Origin of the sequence: Xanthomonas sp. 10-10 (assembly GCF_040182365.1) — a bacterium.
GTDB classification, from domain to species: Bacteria; Pseudomonadota; Gammaproteobacteria; order Xanthomonadales; family Xanthomonadaceae; genus Xanthomonas; species Xanthomonas arboricola_F.
Map to the genome: position 1 here is coordinate 2,543,101 of NZ_CP144460.1, position 19,185 is coordinate 2,562,285.

At 64.2% G+C, this 19,185-nt stretch carries 16 protein-coding genes, 1 pseudogene and 1 riboswitch; of the genes and pseudogenes, 12 read left to right on the plus strand and 5 right to left on the minus strand.

Features of this window, described 5'->3' with window-relative positions; genetic code table 11:
* The first annotated feature begins 42 nt into the window (after positions 1-42).
* The 3 genes from lolA to crcB all read left to right on the plus strand — a co-directional run bounded on the left by lolA (position 43) and on the right by crcB (position 2,912).
* Positions 43-714, plus strand: coding sequence for an outer membrane lipoprotein chaperone LolA (gene lolA, locus VZ068_RS10715; protein WP_349657603.1), 672 nt, complete (start codon positions 43-45; stop codon positions 712-714).
* Between the two features lie 326 nt (positions 715-1,040).
* Positions 1,041-2,330: a replication-associated recombination protein A gene (locus VZ068_RS10720; protein ID WP_349657683.1), complete on the plus strand. Its 1,290-nt coding sequence runs from the start codon at positions 1,041-1,043 to the stop codon at positions 2,328-2,330.
* A 2-nt stretch (positions 2,331-2,332) separates the two neighbouring features.
* Positions 2,333-2,401: riboswitch (Fluoride riboswitch) on the plus strand.
* A 109-nt stretch (positions 2,402-2,510) separates the two neighbouring features.
* A complete protein-coding gene (gene crcB, locus VZ068_RS10725; RefSeq protein ID WP_259167997.1) occupies positions 2,511-2,912 on the plus strand; it encodes a fluoride efflux transporter CrcB in 402 nt (133 codons plus the stop codon).
* A gap of 328 nt (positions 2,913-3,240) precedes the next feature.
* On the opposite strand, the gene VZ068_RS10730 is transcribed toward crcB, so the two are convergent.
* From VZ068_RS10730 to VZ068_RS10740, 3 genes are all read right to left on the minus strand, one after another.
* Positions 3,241-4,446, minus strand: a complete 1,206-nt coding sequence (locus tag VZ068_RS10730) for an acetyl-CoA C-acyltransferase (protein ID WP_011037142.1) — start codon at positions 4,444-4,446, stop codon at positions 3,241-3,243.
* A 156-nt stretch (positions 4,447-4,602) separates the two neighbouring features.
* Complete coding sequence (locus VZ068_RS10735; protein ID WP_349657604.1) at positions 4,603-6,975, minus strand: 3-hydroxyacyl-CoA dehydrogenase/enoyl-CoA hydratase family protein; 2,373 nt, start codon at positions 6,973-6,975, stop codon at positions 4,603-4,605.
* A gap of 25 nt (positions 6,976-7,000) precedes the next feature.
* Entirely contained in the window at positions 7,001-7,633 is a 633-nt protein-coding gene (locus VZ068_RS10740) for a TetR family transcriptional regulator (protein WP_349657605.1), read from the minus strand.
* Between the two features lie 218 nt (positions 7,634-7,851).
* Here VZ068_RS10740 and ndk point away from each other — a divergent pair, with 218 nt between their 5' ends.
* The 8 genes from ndk to glp all read left to right on the plus strand — a co-directional run bounded on the left by ndk (position 7,852) and on the right by glp (position 15,883).
* Positions 7,852-8,277 (plus strand): nucleoside-diphosphate kinase, encoded by a 426-nt coding sequence (gene ndk, locus VZ068_RS10745; RefSeq protein ID WP_002812972.1) that lies wholly within the window; start codon positions 7,852-7,854, stop codon positions 8,275-8,277.
* A gap of 30 nt (positions 8,278-8,307) precedes the next feature.
* Complete coding sequence (gene rlmN / locus VZ068_RS10750) at positions 8,308-9,501, plus strand: 23S rRNA (adenine(2503)-C(2))-methyltransferase RlmN (protein WP_349657684.1); 1,194 nt, start codon at positions 8,308-8,310, stop codon at positions 9,499-9,501.
* Between the two features lie 10 nt (positions 9,502-9,511).
* Entirely contained in the window at positions 9,512-10,294 is a 783-nt protein-coding gene (locus tag VZ068_RS10755; RefSeq protein WP_259168154.1) for a tetratricopeptide repeat protein, read from the plus strand.
* Entirely contained in the window at positions 10,291-11,148 is an 858-nt protein-coding gene (locus tag VZ068_RS10760) for a helix-turn-helix domain-containing protein (protein ID WP_259149452.1), read from the plus strand. The genes VZ068_RS10755 and VZ068_RS10760 overlap by 4 nt, the downstream gene beginning before the upstream one ends.
* A 70-nt stretch (positions 11,149-11,218) precedes the next feature.
* Positions 11,219-11,857 carry a tetratricopeptide repeat protein gene (locus tag VZ068_RS10765; protein ID WP_259167989.1) on the plus strand — a complete coding sequence of 213 codons (639 nt, stop codon included), beginning with the start codon at positions 11,219-11,221 and terminating at the stop codon, positions 11,855-11,857.
* Positions 11,857-13,074: an outer membrane protein assembly factor BamB gene (gene bamB / locus VZ068_RS10770; protein ID WP_259149450.1), complete on the plus strand. Its 1,218-nt coding sequence runs from the start codon at positions 11,857-11,859 to the stop codon at positions 13,072-13,074. Before VZ068_RS10765 ends, bamB begins: the two co-directional genes overlap by 1 nt.
* 10 nt (positions 13,075-13,084) lie before the next feature.
* Positions 13,085-14,482, plus strand: a complete 1,398-nt coding sequence (der, locus tag VZ068_RS10775) for a ribosome biogenesis GTPase Der (RefSeq protein WP_349657606.1) — start codon at positions 13,085-13,087, stop codon at positions 14,480-14,482.
* Between the two features lie 180 nt (positions 14,483-14,662).
* A complete protein-coding gene (glp, locus tag VZ068_RS10780; protein ID WP_259167988.1) occupies positions 14,663-15,883 on the plus strand; it encodes a gephyrin-like molybdotransferase Glp in 1,221 nt (406 codons plus the stop codon).
* Between the two features lie 276 nt (positions 15,884-16,159).
* On the opposite strand, the gene moeB is transcribed toward glp, so the two are convergent.
* On the minus strand, positions 16,160-17,302 hold the full coding sequence (moeB, locus tag VZ068_RS10785) for a molybdopterin-synthase adenylyltransferase MoeB (RefSeq protein WP_349657607.1): 1,143 nt from the start codon (positions 17,300-17,302) through the stop codon (positions 16,160-16,162).
* Positions 17,303-17,492: 190 nt separating this feature from the next.
* On the opposite strand from moeB, the pseudogene VZ068_RS10790 reads away from it, so the two are divergent.
* Positions 17,493-18,398, plus strand: a pseudogene (locus VZ068_RS10790) (IS5 family transposase).
* 189 nt (positions 18,399-18,587) lie between these two features.
* Here the strand turns inward: VZ068_RS10790 and VZ068_RS10795 are convergent.
* Complete coding sequence (locus tag VZ068_RS10795; RefSeq protein ID WP_349657608.1) at positions 18,588-18,965, minus strand: hypothetical protein; 378 nt, start codon at positions 18,963-18,965, stop codon at positions 18,588-18,590.
* Between the last annotated feature and the right edge of the window lie 220 nt (positions 18,966-19,185).

Consider the following 19,185-nt stretch of genomic DNA (forward strand, 5'->3'; position numbering starts at 1 on the left):
CTGCATGAACGCGGCCGTCCGATAGCGCTCGCCCATTCATCTATGAAGCTTCAGAATTGGCGTACTCCTTCCTGGAAAACCGCGATGCATCGTCAGCTCCGCTATGCCGTCCTCGCCACCGCCCTGTTCGCCGGCACCGCGTTTGCCGGTGCGCGCCAGGAACTGGACACGTTCACCCGTGGCCTGAAGGGCCTGGATGGGCAGTTCAACCAGCAGGTCACCGATGCCAACGGACGGGTCAAGGAGCGTTCGAGCGGGCGGGTGGCACTGTCGCAGCCGCGCCAGTTCCGCTGGGAATACGCCAAGCCTTACAAGCAACTGATCGTGGCCGATGGCAAGAAAGTGTGGGTCTTCGATCCCGACCTGGAGCAGGTCACGGTGCGTGCACAGGGCAACGAAGAGCAGAACAGCCCGCTGGTGGCATTGATCGACCCCGCGCGGCTGGACAAGCAATACGATGTCAGCGAAGAAGCGGCCCCGCGTGATGGCCTGCAGTGGCTGTCGCTGACGCCGAAGGTCGACACCGAGGCCAGCTTCCAGATGGCGTCGCTGGGCTTCGGCAAGGATGGCCTGGCCAAAATGGAAGTGGTCGATGCGGTAGGTCAACGCACTGCGATCAGTTTCAGTGGCTGGAAGCGCAACCCCGCGTTTGCGGCCGACACTTTCCGTTACACCCCGGCCAAGGGTGTGGATGTGGTGGGCGACGCGCAGTAACCCTGTAGTTGCGGGGCACTGACTCCGCATTGTCAGGCTGCCGCTCCTAGCCCCTTGCGCTTTGCCCGCGGATGTCGCGCCTTCCTGCGCGAAGGCGTCTGCGCGGCGCCTGTCGTGCTCCGGATGCGGTCGCCAACGTGCATCAGTGCCGCGAACGCCTCTCCGACCGTGAGAGTCCTGTCGCGTCCGCGCAACACCACATCGCTGCAATGCGATAACGCCCCGCCGCGATAGAATGAGCTGTGGCACGAACCAGATCCACCATCGACAGCACCGCCGATCTGCTTAGCGTGGACGCGGACCATCTGCGCCCGCTCGCAGAGCGCATGCGTCCGCGGACGCTGGACGAAATGGTCGGCCAGAAGCGCCTGTTGACGCCCGACAGTGCGCTGCGTCGCGCGGTGGAATCCGGTCGCGTGCATTCGATGATCCTGTGGGGTCCGCCGGGATGCGGCAAGACCACGCTCGCGTTGCTGCTGGCGCACTACGCGGATGCCGAATTCAAGGCGATTTCCGCAGTGTTGTCGGGGCTGCCCGATGTGCGCCAGGTGCTGGCCGAGGCCGCGCAGCGGTTCGCCAGCGGCCGTCGCACCGTGTTGTTCGTCGACGAGGTGCATCGCTTCAACAAGGCGCAGCAGGATGCGTTTTTGCCGCATATCGAACGCGGCACCATCCTGTTCGTCGGTGCGACCACGGAAAACCCGTCGTTCGAATTGAACTCGGCCTTGCTGTCGCGCTGCCGCGTGCACGTGTTGGAATCGGTGTCGCCGCAGGACATCGTCGAAGCGCTGCAGCGGGCCTTGCACGACCCCGAGCGCGGGTTGGGGCAGGAGACGATCCAGGTCAGCGGCGCGTCGTTGCTGGAAATCGCCAGTGCGGCCGACGGTGATGTACGGCGCGCGTTGACCCTGCTGGAGATCGCCGCCGAACTGGCGGGCGGCGAGGGCGGGGAAATCACGCCGCAGACGCTGCTGCAGGTGCTGGCCGACCGCACCCGCCGTTTCGACAAGAACGGCGAGCAGTTCTACGATCAGATCTCGGCGCTGCATAAATCGGTACGCAGCTCCAATCCGGATGCGGCGCTGTACTGGCTCACCCGCATGCTCGACGGCGGTTGCGACCCGGCGTATCTGGCGCGGCGTCTGACCCGCATGGCGATCGAGGACATCGGTCTGGCCGACCCGCGCGCGCAGAGCATGGCGCTGGAGGCCTGGGATATTTACGAGCGCCTCGGTAGCCCGGAAGGCGAGCTGGCGTTCGCACAACTGGTGCTGTACCTGGCCAGCACCGCAAAATCCAATGCCGGCTACGCGGCCTTCAATCAGGCCAAGGCCGAGGTGCGCGCGACCGGCACGCAAGAGGTGCCGCTGCATCTGCGCAATGCACCGACCAAGCTGATGAAGACGCTCGGCTATGGGCAGGACTATCAATACGACCACGATGCCGAAGGCGGCATCGCGCTGGACCAGACCGGGTTTCCGGATGCGATGGGCGAGCGGGTGTACTACAACCCGGTGCCGCGCGGGCTGGAGATCAAGCTGAAAGAAAAGCTGGATCGGCTGCGCGAGGCACGTGCGCAGGCGCGGGCTGACAAGGCCGGCAAGCCCACGGCATAATCGCCCGCACAGGAGATGGCATTCCTCCTTGAACCGCGCGCACTCTGCGCGCTGATGATGCCTGCCACCCCCGCCGGGGCGGCAGGCCTGTGCCCCGGCATCGCTTCTTGACTCAGGATGGATGACGCCGATGTGGCACGCTATTTCTCCGAAGACTCTCCCCGATAGCGGGGTGCACGCATGAATGCACCGGTGTGGTGGCAACAGCTGTTGCTGGCGATGACTGGCGGTGCACTGGGTTCCGGTTTGCGTTTTGCCATTGGCGCGTCGTTGTTGCAGCGCTTCGGTACCGGTTTTCCGTGGGGAACGCTGGCGGTGAATCTGCTCGGCTCGTTCGTCGCCGGCGTACTGCTGGTCTGGCTGGATGCGCGCGGACCATCGAGCTGGCCGCTGCGGGCCCTGTTGATCGTCGGCGTGATCGGCGGGCTGACCACGTTTTCATCGCTGATGATGGAGTGCCTGGTGTTTGCGCGCACCGATCGGTCCACGATGATCGGCGTGTATCTGGCAATGACGCTGGTGGCCGGGCTGGTGCTGGTGTTTGCGGGTGCGCGGACAGGCCAGTGGCTGGTGACGCGCTAGGCATCGGCCTTGTTGTAGGCGCTGAAGTTTGCCGGCGAAGGCTTCCGGGTGGCGCATTGCATGCGGCGGTTATCTCGGGGTGTGCGGCACTGCGGGCGCGGCGGTTCCCATGATGCAGCCGAGCGTTGCGGTCGCTAAAACAGAGCGCAACAAGGCGCGATCGGCGCACCCACCGGAGATGTCGACTGGTGCAAGTGATTCCGCTCGCAGCGCAGCTCCGGCCGATGACGGGTTGCGGCCATAAAGAAGGCGTGCTTGCGCACGCCTTCGGTCACTGCTGATCGCGTTCGCGAGATCGGCACCTTGGCCGATCTCGTCGAACCCGTGCTTACAACGCTTCGATGATGCCTGCCGCGCCCATGCCGGTGCCGATGCACATGGTGACCATGCCGTACTTCTGCTGACGGCGACGCAGGCCGTGCACCAGGGTGGCGGCACGGATCGCGCCGGTCGCGCCCAGCGGATGGCCCAGTGCAATCGCGCCGCCCAGCGGATTGACCTTGGACGGGTCCAGTTCGCTGTCGCGGATCACCGCCAAGGCCTGCGCGGCGAAGGCTTCGTTGAGCTCGATCCAGTCGAGTTGGTCCTTGGTCAGGCCGGCCTGCTTGAGCGCCTTGGGAATTGCGGCGATCGGGCCGATACCCATCACTTCCGGGCGCACGCCGGCGACCGAGAAGCTGACAAAACGCGCCAGCGGGGTCAAGCCGTAATCCTTGATCGCCTGCTCGGAGGCCAGCAGTACCGCTCCGGCGCCATCGCTCATCTGCGAGGAATTGCCTGCGGTGACGCTGCCGCCGAACTGCCCGTTACGGAACACCGGGCGCAGCTTGGCCAGGCCTTCCAGGGAACTGTCCGGACGCGGGCCTTCATCGGTGTCGACCAGCCGCTTGCGCAGTGCAATGACATTGCCGGCGAGGTCGGGCTGGTGCGAATGGATCTCGTACGGGGTGATCTCGTCGCGGAACTCGCCCGCCGCGATCGCCGCGATGGCCTTCTGGTGCGAGGCCAGCGCAAACGCATCCTGATCCTCGCGCGAGACCTTCCACTCCTCGGCCACTTTCTCGGCGGTGATGCCCATGCCATAGGCAATGGCCACATGGTCGTCGGCGAATACGCTCGGCGACATGGCGACCTTGTTGCCCATCATCGGCACCATCGACATCGACTCGGTACCGCCGGCCAGCATGAGGTCGGCATTGCCCAGGCGGATCTGGTCGGCGGCCATCGCCACGGCCTGGATGCCGGACGAACAGAAGCGATTGATGGTCTGGCCGGCGACGGTGTTGGGCAGGCCGGCGAGCAGCACGCCGATGCGCGCCACGTTCATGCCTTGCTCGCCCTCCGGCATCGCGCAGCCGATGATGGCGTCGTCGATGCGCGACAGATCGATGCCCGGCGCCTGCGCGACCACCGCGCGCAGCACGTGCGCCAGCATGTCGTCGGGACGGGTGTTGCGGAACACGCCCTTCGGCGCCTTGCCGACCGGGGTACGGGTGGCGGCAACGATGTAGGCTTCTTGAATCTGCTTGCTCATGGCTATCTCCGATAGCCGGGAATCGAGAATGGGGAATCGGGAATCGCAAGTGCGGATTCGCCTGAGTTCACCATCTTCATCACCCGGCAGAATTAATGGGGAGAAGCGGGGAGTCGGTTGGGCTTTTACCTATTCCCGATTCCCCACTCCCGATTCTCAGTTCCGCAACGGCTTACCCGTCTTGAGCATGTGCCCAATCCGCGCCTGGGTCTTTTCCTGCTGGGCCAGTTCGACAAAGTGCTTGCGCTCCAGCTTGAGCAGCCATTCTTCGTCCACCAGCGCGCCGCGATCGACCTCGCCGCCGCACATCACCGTGGCGATGCGGGTGGCGATTTCGTAGTCGTATTCGCTGATGAAACGGCCTTCCAGCATGTTGACCAGCAGCATCTTGAAGGTGGCGATGCCGACGTCGCCGGCGACCTGGATGCGGCGTGCCGGCAACGGCGCGCGGTAGCCGCCTTCGGCCAGTGCGCGCGCTTCGGCCTTGGCGATGTGCAGTGCCTCGTAGCTGTTGAAGACGATCTTGTCGGTGGTGCGCAGCAGGCCCAGCTCCTGGGCGTTGACCGCCGAGTTGGAGACCTTGGCCATCGCGACGGTTTCGAAGGTCTTCTTCAGCTCGGCGAACACATCGCCGCCCGGACCTGCCGCCACCGAGGCACGCGCCGCGATCTCCTTCAGGCCACCACCGGCCGGCAGCAGGCCGACGCCGGCTTCGACCAGGCCGATATAGCTTTCCAGCGAGGCCACGGTCTTGGCGCTATGCATCTGGAACTCGCAACCGCCACCCAGCGCCAGCCCGCGCACGGCCGAAATCACCGGCACCTGCGCATACTTGATGCGCTGGCTGGTGGCCTGGAAGTTGGCGACCAGCGCTTCGAACGCATCGACCTTGCCGGCCTGCAGCAGACCCAGCGCACCGGCCAGATCGGCACCGGCGGAGAAGGGCTCCTTCTGCTGCCAGATCACCAGGCCGGCGAAGTCCTTCTCCGCACGACCCACCACTTCCTGCAGACCATTGAGAACATGGTCGGACACGGTGTTCATCTTGGTCTTGAAGCTGACCACGGCGATGTCGTCGCCGTCATGCCACATGCGCACGCCGTCGTTTTCGAACACCGTCTCGCCCGGCGAGAACTGCTCGCCCAGCAGCGGATCGGGGAAGCGCTGGCGCTTGTACACCGGCAGCGCCGAACGCGGCAGCTTGGCGTCGCGCGCAGGGCTGTAGGAGCCTTCGGCACCATGCACGCCGTCGCGACCGTCGAAGACCCAGTTCGGCAACGGTGCGCTGCTCATGCTCTTGCCGTTGGAGATGTCTTCGGCAATCCACTGCGCCACCTGCTTCCAGCCGGCGGCCTGCCAGGTCTCGAACGGGCCGAGCGACCAGCCGTAGCCCCAGCGGATCGCCAGGTCCACATCGCGCGCGGTCTCGGCGATATCGGCCAGGTGATAAGCGCTGTAGTGGAACAGGTCGCGGAACGTGGCCCACAGGAACTGCGCCTGCGGGTGCTGGCTTTCGCGCAGCTTGGCGAACTTTTCGGCCGGGTTCTTGATCTTGAGGATCTCCACCACCTCGGGTGCGGCAGTGCGATCGGCGGCGCGGTAATCCTGCTTTTCCAGGTCCAGCACCACGATGTCCTTGCCCACCTTGCGGAAGATGCCGGCGCCGACCTTCTGGCCCAGCGCCCCCTTGGCGATCAGCGCGTCCAGCCACTTCGGCGACTTGAAATACTGGTGCCAAGGATCGTCGGGCAGGGTGTCGCCCATGGTCTTGATCACGTGCGCCATGGTGTCCAGGCCGACCACGTCGGAGGTGCGGTAGGTCGCCGACTTCGGGCGGCCGACCAGCGGGCCGGTCAGGCCATCCACTTCATCAAAACCCAGGCCGAATTGCTGGGTGTGATGGATGGTGGACAGGATCGAGAACACGCCGATGCGGTTGCCGATGAAGTTCGGGGTGTCCTTCGCATACACCACGCCCTTGCCCAGCGTGGTGACCAGGAAACTCTCCAGTCCTTCGAGCACGGCCTTGTCGGTGCCCTTGGCCGGGATCAGCTCGGCCAGGTGCATGTAGCGCGGCGGGTTGAAGAAATGCACGCCGCAGAAGCGATGGCGCAACTGCTCCGGCAGCACGTCGGAGAGCTTGTTGATGCCCAGGCCCGAGGTGTTGGACGCCAGCACCGCATGCTCGGACACGAACGGGGCGATCTTCTTGTACAGGTCCTGCTTCCAGTCCATGCGCTCGGCGATCGCCTCGATGATCAGGTCGCAGTCGCGCAGCTGTTCCAGGCCGCTCTCGTAGTTGGCCGGGGTGATCGCCTCGGCCAGCGCCTTGCTGGCGAGCGGGGCGGGGCTGAGTTTGCCGAGATTGGCGATGGCCTTGAGCACGATGCCGTCGGCGGGACCTTCCTTGGCAGGTAGGTCGAACAGCACGGTGTCGACGCCGGCATTGGTGAGGTGCGCGGCGATCTGCGCGCCCATGACGCCGGCACCGAGCACGGCGGCGCGACGAACTAGCAACGGATTGGACATAGCAATTAGCCTCTTGGTGGAACGTTTACGGTGTGGAATGAGTGCGGAAACCGGGTTCCGCGAAACGAATGAGTTCGCGCGCGGCCCGCGCACGGTGGTCGGCCTCGCTGACCCCTGCCGGGCGCTTGATCAGCCCGAAATCGGCCATCGCGTAGGTGAGCGCACCGGCCAGAAAGTCCAGCCGCCAGTACAGCTCTTCCTTGCTCAGGCCCGGCACGCAACCGGCAATGGCCTTGCCGAATTCGCGCAGGACATGGCCGTAATGGTCGGACAGGAACTTGCGCAGGTTGTCGTTCTTTTCCGCATAGGCCCGGGCGATCACACGCACGAAGGCGCCGCCGTTCTGGCGGTCCTGCGCCATCGCCAGGGCCGGCTCGACGAATGCGGCCAGCACCGCGGTGAGCTCGCCGGGCTGGGATTTTTTCGCCGCCTCCAGCTGTTGCAGTCGCGCGGCGGTCATTTCGTCCATGCGACGGCGGAACACCTCGTTGACCAGGTTTTCCTTGGAGCCGAAGTGGTAGTTGACCGCGGCGATGTTGACGTCGGCCTGGGTGGTCAGCTGCCGCAGCGAAGTGCCGGCAAACCCATGCTGGGCGAACAGCTCCTCGGCCGCGCCGAGAATGCGGTCCTTGGTGGAGAAGTGGGCGGGCTTGGGCATGCGCTGGGGTCGAACTCAATCAAACGATTGTTTGAGTCTACGGGCTCGGTTGCGGGCAGGTCATGCGGCAATGCAGCACGATTCAGGGGGCGGTGTGCAAACATGCGGGCGACGAGATAGAATTGACCATCGCAAAGAAGCCTAAGCCCGCGTTTTGACGCGGGTTTTTTTCATGATAACCTCGGGCCTTCAGTGGCCCGCCCAACGGAGAATTCCCAATGGCGCTGGAGCGCACCCTGTCCATCATCAAGCCTGATGCCGTCGCTAAGAACGTCATCGGCGAAATCTACAGCCGCTTCGAGAAGGCTGGCCTGAAAGTGGTGGCCGCCAAATACAAGCAGCTGTCGCGCCGGGAAGCCGAAGGCTTCTATGCCGTCCACCGCGAGCGTCCGTTCTTCAATGCGCTGGTCGAATTCATGATCTCCGGCCCAGTGATGATCCAGGCGCTGGAAGGCGAGAACGCCGTTGCCGCGCATCGCGACCTGCTGGGCGCGACCAATCCCAAGGACGCTGCGCCGGGCACCATCCGTGCCGACTTCGCCGACTCGATCGATGCCAATGCCGCCCACGGCTCGGATTCGGTTGAGAACGCTGCCAATGAAGTCGCCTATTTCTTCGCCGCAACAGAAGTGGTCTCGCGCTGAGGCCGAGAGAGTCGAATCGTGAATGAGGTCGTGATCCCCTCCGTGTTGCAGGACGTTCCTGTCCGTACCCCGGAACTGCGCAAGCAGAACCTGCTCGACCTCGATCGCGAGGGACTGGAGCGCTTCTTCGCCGACACGCTCGGCGAAGCACGCTACCGTGCCCATCAGGTGATGAAGTGGATTCACCACCGCTACGTCACCGATTTCGACCAGATGACCGACCTCGGCAAGGCGTTGCGTGCGAAGTTGCACCAGCATGCCGAGGTGCTGGTTCCCAATGTCGTGTTCGACAAGCCGTCCACCGACGGTACCCACAAATGGCTGCTGGCCATGGGCACCGACGGCAAGAACGCCATCGAAACGGTCTACATCCCCGACAAGGGCCGCGGCACGCTGTGCGTGTCGTCCCAGGTCGGTTGCGGGTTGAACTGCACGTTCTGTTCGACCGCCACCCAGGGCTTCAATCGCAACCTCACCACCGCCGAAATCATCGGGCAGGTATGGGTTGCTGCGCGCCATCTGGGCAACGTGCCGCACCAGCAACGCCGCCTCACCAATGTGGTGATGATGGGCATGGGCGAGCCGTTGATGAATTTCGACAACGTCGTGCGCGCGATGAGCGTGATGCGCGACGATCTGGGCTACGGCCTGGCCAGCAAGCGGGTGACGCTGTCGACCTCCGGCCTGGTGCCGATGATCGACCGGCTTTCCACCGAAAGCGATGTCTCGCTGGCGGTCTCGTTGCACGCCGCCAATGACACGCTGCGCGAGAGCCTGGTGCCGCTGAACAAGAAGTACCCGATCGCCGAGTTGATGAAATCCTGCGCGCGCTACCTGCGTGGCAGCAAAAAGCGCGACTCGGTGACCTTCGAATACACCTTGATGAAGGGCATCAACGACCAGCCGGAGCACGCACGCCAGCTGGCCAGATTGATGCGTCAGTTCGACAATGCGGTGCAGTCCAAGGATGCCGGCAAGGTCAACCTGATTCCGTTCAATCCCTTCCCCGGCACGCGCTACGAGCGTTCCGGAGAGACGGAGATCCGCGCATTCCAGAAGATTCTGCTCGACGCGCAGGTGCTGACGATGGTTCGCCGTACGCGGGGCGACGACATCGATGCGGCATGCGGGCAGCTCAAGGGGCAGGTCATGGACCGTACCCGTCGCCAGGCGGAATTCCGCCGCACATTGGAAGGGCAGGCCGATCGAGATGCGGCAGCGTGAACTCGCGTTAATGGCCGCCGTGGCGATCGCGCTGTGCGCGGCCGGCTGCGGTGGTCGCAATGCCAAGCCGGGCAAGATCAGAAGCGTGGAGCAGGTTGCGCCCACCTACGATTTTCGCGACAGTTCGGCCACGCGCGACCGGCTTGCGTTGGAGCAGAAGCTGGGCCTCGCCAACAACCGTCTGCAAAGCGGCGATTACGCTGCCGCTGAGCAGTTGGTGCGCGATGTGTTGAAAAAGACGCCCAACTCGATCGATGCCTTGATGTTTCTTGGCGTGATCCAGCAGGGCCAGGGTAGCCCCGCTGCTGGAGAAACCTACCGCCGTACTGCCGAATTGGCGCCGCAGCGCGGTGATGTGCTCAATAACTATGGGGCGTGGCTGTGCGCAAATGGCCAGGCGGGAGAATCGCTTGGCTGGTTTGATCGCGCTCTGCAGGATTCAAGTTATGCGCCGGCACCGGCACTCGCCAATGCCGGTGGATGCGCACTGCAGGCTGGTCAGCGCGAGCGTGCCTTACGTGATCTGCGCAAGGCGCTGGAGCTCGAGCCCTCCAACGCCTATGCACTGGAATCGATGGCGCGTTACGAGGTTGGCCAGAAAACGTATTTCGAAGCACGTGCCTTTATCGAACGCCGGCTTGCGGCTGCACCGGTAACGGCTTCCGTGTTACAACTCGCCATTCAGATTGAGCAAGGGCTAGGCGACAAGGTAGCTGCCAGCCGTTACCAACAGCGGTTGGTCAAGGAATTTCCTGACGCAGCGACCGCTAACCCCGGGGCCAATGCATTGTGATCAGTGATTCCAATCCGAACCCTTTCGAGCAGGAAAAGGGCTGCGGGCCGCAGTTGCGCGAGGCGCGCGAAGCAGCAGGTCTGAGTGTGGACGATGTCGCTGGCAAGCTACGCATGCCGGCGCACGTGGTGCGATCGCTTGAGCAGGAAGACTGGCAGCGCCTGGGCGCGCCGGTCTTCGTTCGCGGTCAGTTGCGCAGTTATGCGCGGCTGTTGCAGGTGGATCTGGAGCCGTCGCTGCAACAGGCCAGCATCGCGCCGATCGAACCGGTGAAGCTGGTCAGCCACACCCATACCCCGCGTGCGCGCCGCATTCTCGAAAGCACCGCACGCAAGGCGATGTATGTCGTCATCACCGGCGTGTTCGCTGTGCCGGTCTGGTATGCGACACGCTCGCATCTGGATGGCAAGGGGCCGAGTACGGTGTCGCTGGACAGCATGCCGGTCGCAGCGAAGACCAGTGCTCCCGCCAACCCTGCAGCGCCGCCGGCCGCGCCGCGCGAGCAGCCGGCACCGTACATCGCATCGATGACGCCTGTGCCGCGTGCGACGCCTGAGGCCGAGGCGGCACCGGCAGTGGCGGACGCCGGCAAACACCTGTCGCTGAGTTTCAGCGGCGACAGCTGGGTGCAGATCCTGGCACCGGATGGCAGTGCAGTGGAAAAAGCACTGATCCGCGCCGGCGAGCATCGCAGCTATTCGCCGGGGCAGGTGGGCCGCATCGTACTGGGCAATGCGTCGGCGGTAGAGGTTCAGCAAGGCGGCAGTATCGTCGATGTGAAACCGTTCCAGCGCGCTAACGTGGCCCGTTTTGCGGTATCCTCCGACGGCTCCGTGGTACCTGCTTCCGAGTGAAGCGGACTGCGGTTTTTCATTTTCCCCTTTTGATGTTCCGCGCCTCCGGGATGACGGAGCGAGAGTACGCATGGCGATCGACGATCTGCTGGACGAACACGAACAAGGCGAACGCGTTCGTTCCTGGTTGAGAAAGAATGGCGCGGGACTGGTGGGCGGCGTCCTGCTCGGACTGGCCCTGATCCTGGGCTGGCAGTGGTGGCAGAAGCGCACCAACACCGAATTGGTGGAAGCCAACGCGCGGTACGAAGCGGTGGTGAAGTCGATCCAGGCCAAGGACCTAGACAAGGCGGCCAAGGACATCGTGGCGCTCGACGACGGCAAAGGCGGCATCTATGCCGAGCTGGCTGCGTTACGTCTTGCCAAGGCGCAGGTCGATGCGGGCAAGCACGCCGAAGCGATCAAGACGCTGCGCGACGTGCCTGCAGAAGGCGAGCTCAAGCACATCGTGCAACAGCGTCTGGCGCGCGTGCTGACCGAGAGCGGCAAGCCGGATGAGGCGATCAAGCTGCTGGCCGACGCGCAGGATCACGCCAGCCTGGAGATCCGCGCCGATGCGCTGGTCGTTCAGGGCAAGACCGATGAAGCGCGTGCGTTGTACGCCAAGGCATTGACCACGGTCGATGTGGCCTCGCCGCAGCGCCGGTTGCTGGAAACCAAGCTGATGGATGTGGGCGGCAAAGTGCCCGATCCGGCGGAGCAGATTTGATGAAGCAGGACACCATGTACAAGCGCATTGCGTTGATCGCCCTGATGGGCATGTCGTTGGCCGGTTGCAGCACGGTCAAGGGCTGGTTTGCTGGTAAGGATGCTGCTGCCAAGAAGGCGCAGGAACCTGCCGAGCTGGTCAAGTTCGAGCCATCGGTCAAGGTCGACAAGATCTGGTCCACCGGCATCGGCAAGGGTGAAGGACACATCGGCGTGCGTCAGCGTCCGGCCGTCGCCGATGGCAAGGTCTATGCCGCAGCGATCACCGGCGGCGTGCAGGCGCTGGATCTGCAGACCGGCAAGCGCGTGTGGGAATACAAGCCCAAGAAAGAAGAGCGTAACGACCGCAAGTTCAAGCAGCGCCTGTCCGGTGGTCCCGGCGTCGGCGAAGGCCTGGTGGTGATCGGGACGCTGTCTGGCGACGTGATTGCGTTGAACCAGGCCGACGGCACCGAGAAGTGGCGCGCCAAGGTGCCCAACGAAGTGATCGCCGCGCCCGCCATTGCACAGAACCTGGTGCTGGTGCGTAGCAACGACGGCCGCGTCAGTGCCTTCGATGCGGCGACCGGCGAGCGTCGCTGGTTCCATGCCGAAGAAGGCCCGACCCTGTCGGTGCGCGGCAATGCGCCGATCGTGACCGGCCCGGGCGTGGTGTTTGTCGGTAACGACAGCGGCACCTTGAGTGCGCTGGCGCTGCAGGATGGCCGCCCGTTGTGGGAACAGGCGATCGGCGTGCCGGAAGGTCGCACCGAGCTGGAGCGCATGTCCGACGTGGACGGCGCGCCGGTACTGGATGGCACCACCCTGTACGCCACCAGCTTCAAGAACGAAACCCTCGCGCTGGAAGGCCCGAGCGGACGTCCGTTGTGGACGCGCGATCACGGCGGCGCCGGTGGCGTTGGTGTGTCGTCGGCCGTGGTGGTGGTGTCCGACAACGCCGGTTCGGTGTGGGGCCTGGACAAGAGCAGCGGCGCGGCGATGTGGTCGCAGGCTGCCTTGGCGCGTCGCTCGCTGACCGGTGTGGCCATCCAGGGCGATTACGCCGTGGTTGGCGATTACAAAGGCTACCTGCACTGGCTGAAACTCAGCGACGGTGCACTGGCCGCGCGCGCTCGCGCTGGACGCGACACGCTGCTGGCGCAGCCGGTGGTCGTCGATGGCATTCTGCTGGTACAAAACACCGACGGCGATCTCACCGCCTTCCGGTTGGCACAATAAGGACCTTGCGATGCTGCCCCTGGTCGCCCTGGTTGGACGGCCCAATGTCGGCAAGTCCACCATCTTCAATGCGCTGACGCGCACCCGTGACGCGCTGGTCCACGACCAGCCCGGCGTCACCCGCGACCGTAACTACGGCGTCTGCCGTCTGGACGAGCAGCAACCCTTCATCGTTGTCGATACCGGTGGTATCGCCGGCGACGAGGAAGGCCTGGCCGGCGCCACCGCGCGTCAGGCGCGTTCAGCCGCTGGCGAAGCGGATCTGGTGTTGTTCGTGGTCGATGGCCGCGAAGGCGCGTCTTCGCTGGATGACGAGATCCTGGCCTGGTTGCGCAAGCTGGCGCGGCCGACCGTGCTGGTCATCAACAAGATCGACGGCACCGACGAAGAGACCGTGCGCTCGGAATTTGCGCGCTACGGCTTCTCCGATGTGGTGGCGCTGTCTGCTGCGCATCGGCAGGGTATCGATGAACTGCTTGAGGAAGTCGGTGCACGGCTCCCGGAGGAAGGGTCCGGCGAGTTGCTGGACAACGACCCGGCGCGTGTGCGGATCGCCTTCGTGGGCCGCCCGAACGTGGGCAAGTCGACGCTGGTCAATCGCCTGCTCGGCGAGGAGCGTATGATCGCTTCCGAAGTGCCGGGCACCACCCGCGATTCGATCGCGGTGGACCTGGAGCGCGATAATCGTCAGTACCGCCTGATCGACACCGCCGGCCTGCGCCGCCGCGGCAAGGTGGAAGAGGCCGTCGAGAAATTCAGTGCGTTCAAGACGCTGCAGGCGATCGAGCAATGCCAGGTCGCGGTGCTGATGCTGGACGCGACCGAAGGTGTGACCGATCAGGACGCGACGATTCTCGGCGCGATTCTGGATGCCGGCCGCGCCCTGGTGGTGGCGATCAACAAGTGGGATGGGCAGAGCGACTACCAGCGTGCGCAGGCCGAAGACCTGCTGTCGCGCAAGCTGGGCTTCGTCAGCTGGGCCGAGGCGGTGCGGATTTCTGCGCTGCACGGCTCGGGCATGCGCGAGCTGTTCCAGGCGATCCATCGCGCACACGCGTCGGCCACGCACGAGTTCAGCACCAGCGAAGTCAACCAGGCGCTGGAAATCGCCTACGAGACCAATCCGCCGCCGAGCATCCGCGGCCACGTTTCCAAGCTGCGCTACGTGCATCCGGGTGGCGCAAACCCGCCGACCTTCATCGTGCACGGCACGCGCCTGAAGGTGCTGCCGGAGTCGTACAAGCGCTATCTGGAGAACTTCTTCCGCAAGCGCTTCAAGCTGGTCGGCACGCCGGTACGCTTCATCTTCCGCGAAGGCGCCAATCCGTACGAGGGCAAGAAGAACACGCTCACCGAACGGCAGGTGGCGCGCAAACGGCGGTTGATGAAGCACGTCAAGGGCAAGTAGGCGGGGTCTGATCACGCCTGGCGAGCTTTCGCCAGGTGGACACAGGGTTGGTACGCGTTCGGCCGGCCCTGATCGAATGTTTCAACAGCTGCGCACGCGAAAGTCACGTGCTTCGGACGACTGCATGGTCGTTTTGCCAGCCGCTCTAAGTCGTCGTGTCGCACTGGTATCCTGCGCGACATGACCGACTATCCCTCCCGTATTGCGTATGCGCAGGCGCTGCAGATTCTGCAGGCCGTTGCAGCCAACAGCCGCCCGCCCGATGAGAACATCGCCACCGCGCGTGCCGATGGGCGGATTTGCGCTGCCGACCTGATCGCGCCGCTCGCCCTGCCGCCATTCACCAACAGCGCAATGGACGGCTTTGCGTTGCGGCATGTCGATATCGCTGGCGGCGATGCGTCGTTGCAACTGGTCGGCGAACAATTCGCCGGCGAACGTTGGACCGGCACGCTGAGCGCGGGGCAATGCCTGCGCATCACCACCGGCGCGCCGCTGCCGGATGGCGCCGATACTGTCATTCCGAAGGAAGATGCCGACGAGCGCGATGGCGTGGTGCGCTTCCGCACGACGCCTGCACCGGGCACGGCGGTGCGGCTGGCCGGTAGCGACGTGCGTGCCGGCGATCTGGTGATCCAGACCGGGCAGGTGCTGACCCCGGCCCGCATCGGGCTGGCGGCGGCGCTGGGCGTCTCGCGGCTGGCGGTCGCGCCGCGACCGACCATCGCGGTGCTGGCGACCGGCGATGAATTGGTGGAGCCTGGCATGCCGCTCGGCCCCGGCCAGATCTACAACAGCAACCGCGACATGCTGATGGCGCAGCTGCGGGCGCTGGGCTATGCGCCGACCGCATGGCCGACCTTGCCGGACGATCCGCAGCGCATCCGCACCATGCTGGAAGATGCGGCGGCGGCCTTCGATGTGGTGATCACCTGCGGCGGCGTATCGGCTGGGGAAAAGGATTACCTGCCGCGCCTGATCCAGGAACTGGGGCGGATCCATTTCTGGCGTGTGCGCATGCGCCCGGGCATGCCGGCGGTGTTGGGGCAGATCGGGCGCTGCCTGGTATTGGGCCTGCCGGGCAACCCGGTGTCTGTCCTGGCGACGTTGATCGCCTACGGTGTGCCGTTGCTGGACGGGCTACAGGGGCGCAGCGAGCCGCGTCCGGTGTGGCACGCGGCGCTGGCAAGTGCCTGGGAAAAGCGCCACGAGCGTCTGGAATTTTTGCGCGGCCGGCTTGAGTGCGGCGTTGACGGGCGCTTGAGCGCGCAGCCGCATCGAGGCGACGCGTCGCATCTGCTGCGTGGGGCGGCCGACAGCAATGCGCTGATCGTCCTGCCGGAACAGGCGCGTCGCTTCGAGGCAGGCGAGATCGTGCAAGTGATTCCGTACGCGTTGTAGCCCTGCAGCGAGGCGAAACGGGTCTAGCCCGGGGTGCCAGGCCGCGCGTTGCGGTGCTGCGAGTGGTGCTGCGAGCGGCGCTGCTAATGCCTAGCGACTCGGCTTCAGGCGCTAACGAGCCTGGTGTGGTGCGACAACGCGGCTGACGGATCCGCTCCATCGGCCAGCTTTCCGGCTTGCTCGGGCAGGGTGAGCCGTGCTCGCACATGCGTCACCGACACGATGTGTGCGCCGATCACGCGTTGCGCATCTGCAACGCCACCTCGGCAGATGCGCTCAACCGACTGCGCTGCCGCAAAAGGACGCGTAGTCCGCATACCCGGGGAATGCGATACCCGGCGCGCACAACGGGCAATGCGGATCGGGCGGCAGGCGGATCTCGCGGAATCGCATCGATAGCGCATCGAAGCTGAGCAGGCGGCCGCTCAGGCTGTCGCCGATGCCAAGCAGCAACTTGAGCGCTTCGGTGGCCTGCAATAGCCCGATCACCCCGGGCAGCACGCCGAGCACGCCGGCGTCCGCGCAGCTGGGTGCAAATTCCGGCGGCGGCGGTTCGGGGAACAGGCAGCGGTAGCAGGGCGCATGCCCGCGGTTGCGACCGGCATCGAATACGCTCACCTGACCTTCGAACTGTTGCACCGCCCCGTACACCAGCGGCTTGCCGAGTTTGACGCAGGCATCGTTGAGCAGGTAGCGCGCGGCAAAGTTATCGGCACCATCGACCACGACATCCACATCTTGCAGCAACGCTTCCACGTTGTCGGCGCTGACGCGTGTCTGTACCGCCTCGACGTGCACGCGCGGATTGAGCGCGCCGATGCGCTGCGCCGCCGAGTCGACCTTGGCGGTACCTAGGCTGTCTTCGGTATGCAGGATCTGACGCTGCAGGTTGCTGCGGTCGACGACATCGTCGTCGGCCAGACGCAGGTGGCCGACGCCTGCGGCAGCCAGATAGAATGCGGCCGGCGAGCCAAGCCCGCCGGCGCCGACCAGCAGCACGCGCGCAGCTGCCAGCCGCTGCTGGCCTTGCACACCGACCTGGGGCAAGCGCAAATGCCGCGAATAGCGCTCAAGGAAATCCTGCTCGTCCGCCGGCAGGCTGGGGCGCACCAGCGGCAGGCCGTCGCTCATCCATGCGGTGGTGCCGCCCACCACCGATGCAACCTGGGTGTATCCCTGCGCACGCAATGTTTCGGCTGTATGCGCGGAGCGTTTGCCGCTCTGGCAGATCAACAGGATTTCGCGTGCGTGGTCGGGCAGATGCTGCGTGGGCGCGGTTTCCAGATCGTGTTGGGCAATCGCCAACGCGCCCTCGGCCTGGCCACCGGCGCGCTCATGCAGTTGCCGGATATCGATCAGCAGTGCGCCTTGCACGGCGCGTGCACGCGCATCGGCGGGAGAGATGTCATGGCTGCTCATGACGCTATTGTCGCGCAAACAGCGCTGTTTTGATGCGTAATGGCCTGCTGCGGAATTGGACGCGCGCAGGCCGATCCTCCGGCCCTTGACGTGCTGCCACCAAGCGCATCCTGCGACGCTACCTTGGGAAGCTCTGAACGACTCCCTCTGATCCTGCGACAATCTCACTGAGCCCAAAGGGATGCCGACGATGCAACTGTCTTTCGGCGACGCCGAGCACAACGGCAAGCGCAAGCAGACGCGGCGCGAGGTGTTCCTGGCCGAGATGGATCAGGTGGTGCCTTGGAGGGACGTGTTGGCGCTGATCGAGCCGCACTATCCGACGTCGGGGGGGGGGGCGGAAGAAGCCTTGTACGACACGGTGTCGATGCGCCGTTTCGCCAAGATCGGCGGGCTGGATGATGTGCCGGACGAGACCACGATCCTCAATTTCCGCCGGCTGCTGGAGACGCACGATCTGGCGCGCAAGCTGTTGAACCGGGTCAATGCGCATCTGTCGCGCAAAGGCCAGAGCCTGTGCGGCGGGACGATCGTGGACGCCACGATCATTGCCGCACCCAGTTCGACCAATAATCAGGACGGCGCACGTGATTCTCAGATGCACCAGACCAAGAAAGGTAATCAATACTATTTCGGGATGAAGGCGCACATCGGGGTGGATGATCACTCCGGCCTGGTGCACCACGTGGAATGCACGGCGGCCAACGCGGCGGACATCACGCAGGCGCACAAGCTGCTGCACGGGAAGGAAGACACGGTGTGCGGTGACAGCGGCTACACTTGACTGGAAAAACGCGAGGAGATGGCCAGCAAGCGCAATCTGTGCTACCTGATTGCGGAGACGCCCTCGAAGCTGAAGCAGATCAAGAACACGCGCGAAATGAAGTGGACCAAGCGTTGGGAGCACGCCAAGGCCAGCCTGCGGGCGAAGGTGGAGCATCCGTTCCGGGTGATCAAGCGCCAGTTTGGCTACGTCAAGGTGCGCTATCGCGGCCTGGCTAAGAATACGGCGCAGGTGCTGACCCTGTTTGCGCTGACGAACCTGTGGCTAAAGCAAAAGCAGCTACTGCCTGCTGTGGGGAGCGTGCGCCTGTAATCCGGGGATTTCCTCGGAACACGCAGGAAATGGCGCAAAATCCGAGGATCCGCACGCGACTCTTCGGAAAAATGCCATATCCCGCGTTCTTAGGTCTCGTTGATCAGAGCATCCCTAGGCGTTATGGGCTGTGTTTGATCAGAAGCCATCGAATCATGGCCTCAGCGGTGGTGGTGCTGGAATGGAGTACTACAGCCTGCTCAAATACTGTTGTGCACGTTCTCGTGCATCGCGTTTGGTTTGATCGCACCGGCGCATAAACCACAGGTCGAAATGAAAGAACAGCAGTGCCAATGGCATGCAAGCGATCAAATATGCAGGTATGCGGAATCGAACAGGAATCGCTGTTGCATCCATGTCCATAAAATTAATCAGTACTGGTGTTAGGAAGAACGCCAGAAAGAAATGCAGACTGAAGATCAGGTATCGGTTGGTCCAGCGCTGCCAGCGCACCGGACTGTCGAACGATTCGGTTGATAACCTGTGGCGTGCAATATACCCGTGCTGATATAGGCCTAGCAGTGCAGAGATGCCGCCCACGGCCAAACCGATAGTGACGCCGTCCATGATGATGGGCTCAGCTCAGAGACAAAGACGACCGCTTCGCGCACGCGCGTAGGCCGAGACGGTATCCGGTGTTGGTGCCCCTGTGACTCAGATTCATGGCTTCCTTGCGCTTGGCCCCGATGGGCCTTCCCCGTGAAGCGGAGTCTAGTTTTCGTGGCCAGCCCAAGTCAACGCAGCTAGATGGCAGGCATCAAAGGTTTCAGAGCCTGAACGATCAGCG

What these genes read in the sequence shown, in the direction of transcription:
- lolA (WP_349657603.1), top strand. Translation starts at nt 43, where the DNA reads ATGAAGCTTCAGAATTGGCGTACTCCTTCCTGGAAAACCGCGATGCAT.
- VZ068_RS10720 (WP_349657683.1), top strand. Translation starts at nt 1,041, where the DNA reads ATGCGTCCGCGGACGCTGGACGAAATGGTCGGCCAGAAGCGCCTGTTG.
- crcB (WP_259167997.1), top strand. Translation starts at nt 2,511, where the DNA reads ATGAATGCACCGGTGTGGTGGCAACAGCTGTTGCTGGCGATGACTGGC.
- VZ068_RS10730 (WP_011037142.1), bottom strand. Translation starts at nt 4,446, where the DNA reads ATGAGCAAGCAGATTCAAGAAGCCTACATCGTTGCCGCCACCCGTACC.
- VZ068_RS10735 (WP_349657604.1), bottom strand. Translation starts at nt 6,975, where the DNA reads ATGTCCAATCCGTTGCTAGTTCGTCGCGCCGCCGTGCTCGGTGCCGGC.
- VZ068_RS10740 (WP_349657605.1), bottom strand. Translation starts at nt 7,633, where the DNA reads ATGCCCAAGCCCGCCCACTTCTCCACCAAGGACCGCATTCTCGGCGCG.
- ndk (WP_002812972.1), top strand. Translation starts at nt 7,852, where the DNA reads ATGGCGCTGGAGCGCACCCTGTCCATCATCAAGCCTGATGCCGTCGCT.
- VZ068_RS10755 (WP_259168154.1), top strand. Translation starts at nt 9,512, where the DNA reads ATGGCCGCCGTGGCGATCGCGCTGTGCGCGGCCGGCTGCGGTGGTCGC.
- VZ068_RS10765 (WP_259167989.1), top strand. Translation starts at nt 11,219, where the DNA reads ATGGCGATCGACGATCTGCTGGACGAACACGAACAAGGCGAACGCGTT.
- bamB (WP_259149450.1), top strand. Translation starts at nt 11,857, where the DNA reads ATGAAGCAGGACACCATGTACAAGCGCATTGCGTTGATCGCCCTGATG.
- der (WP_349657606.1), top strand. Translation starts at nt 13,085, where the DNA reads ATGCTGCCCCTGGTCGCCCTGGTTGGACGGCCCAATGTCGGCAAGTCC.
- glp (WP_259167988.1), top strand. Translation starts at nt 14,663, where the DNA reads ATGACCGACTATCCCTCCCGTATTGCGTATGCGCAGGCGCTGCAGATT.
- moeB (WP_349657607.1), bottom strand. Translation starts at nt 17,302, where the DNA reads ATGAGCAGCCATGACATCTCTCCCGCCGATGCGCGTGCACGCGCCGTG.
- VZ068_RS10795 (WP_349657608.1), bottom strand. Translation starts at nt 18,965, where the DNA reads ATGGACGGCGTCACTATCGGTTTGGCCGTGGGCGGCATCTCTGCACTG.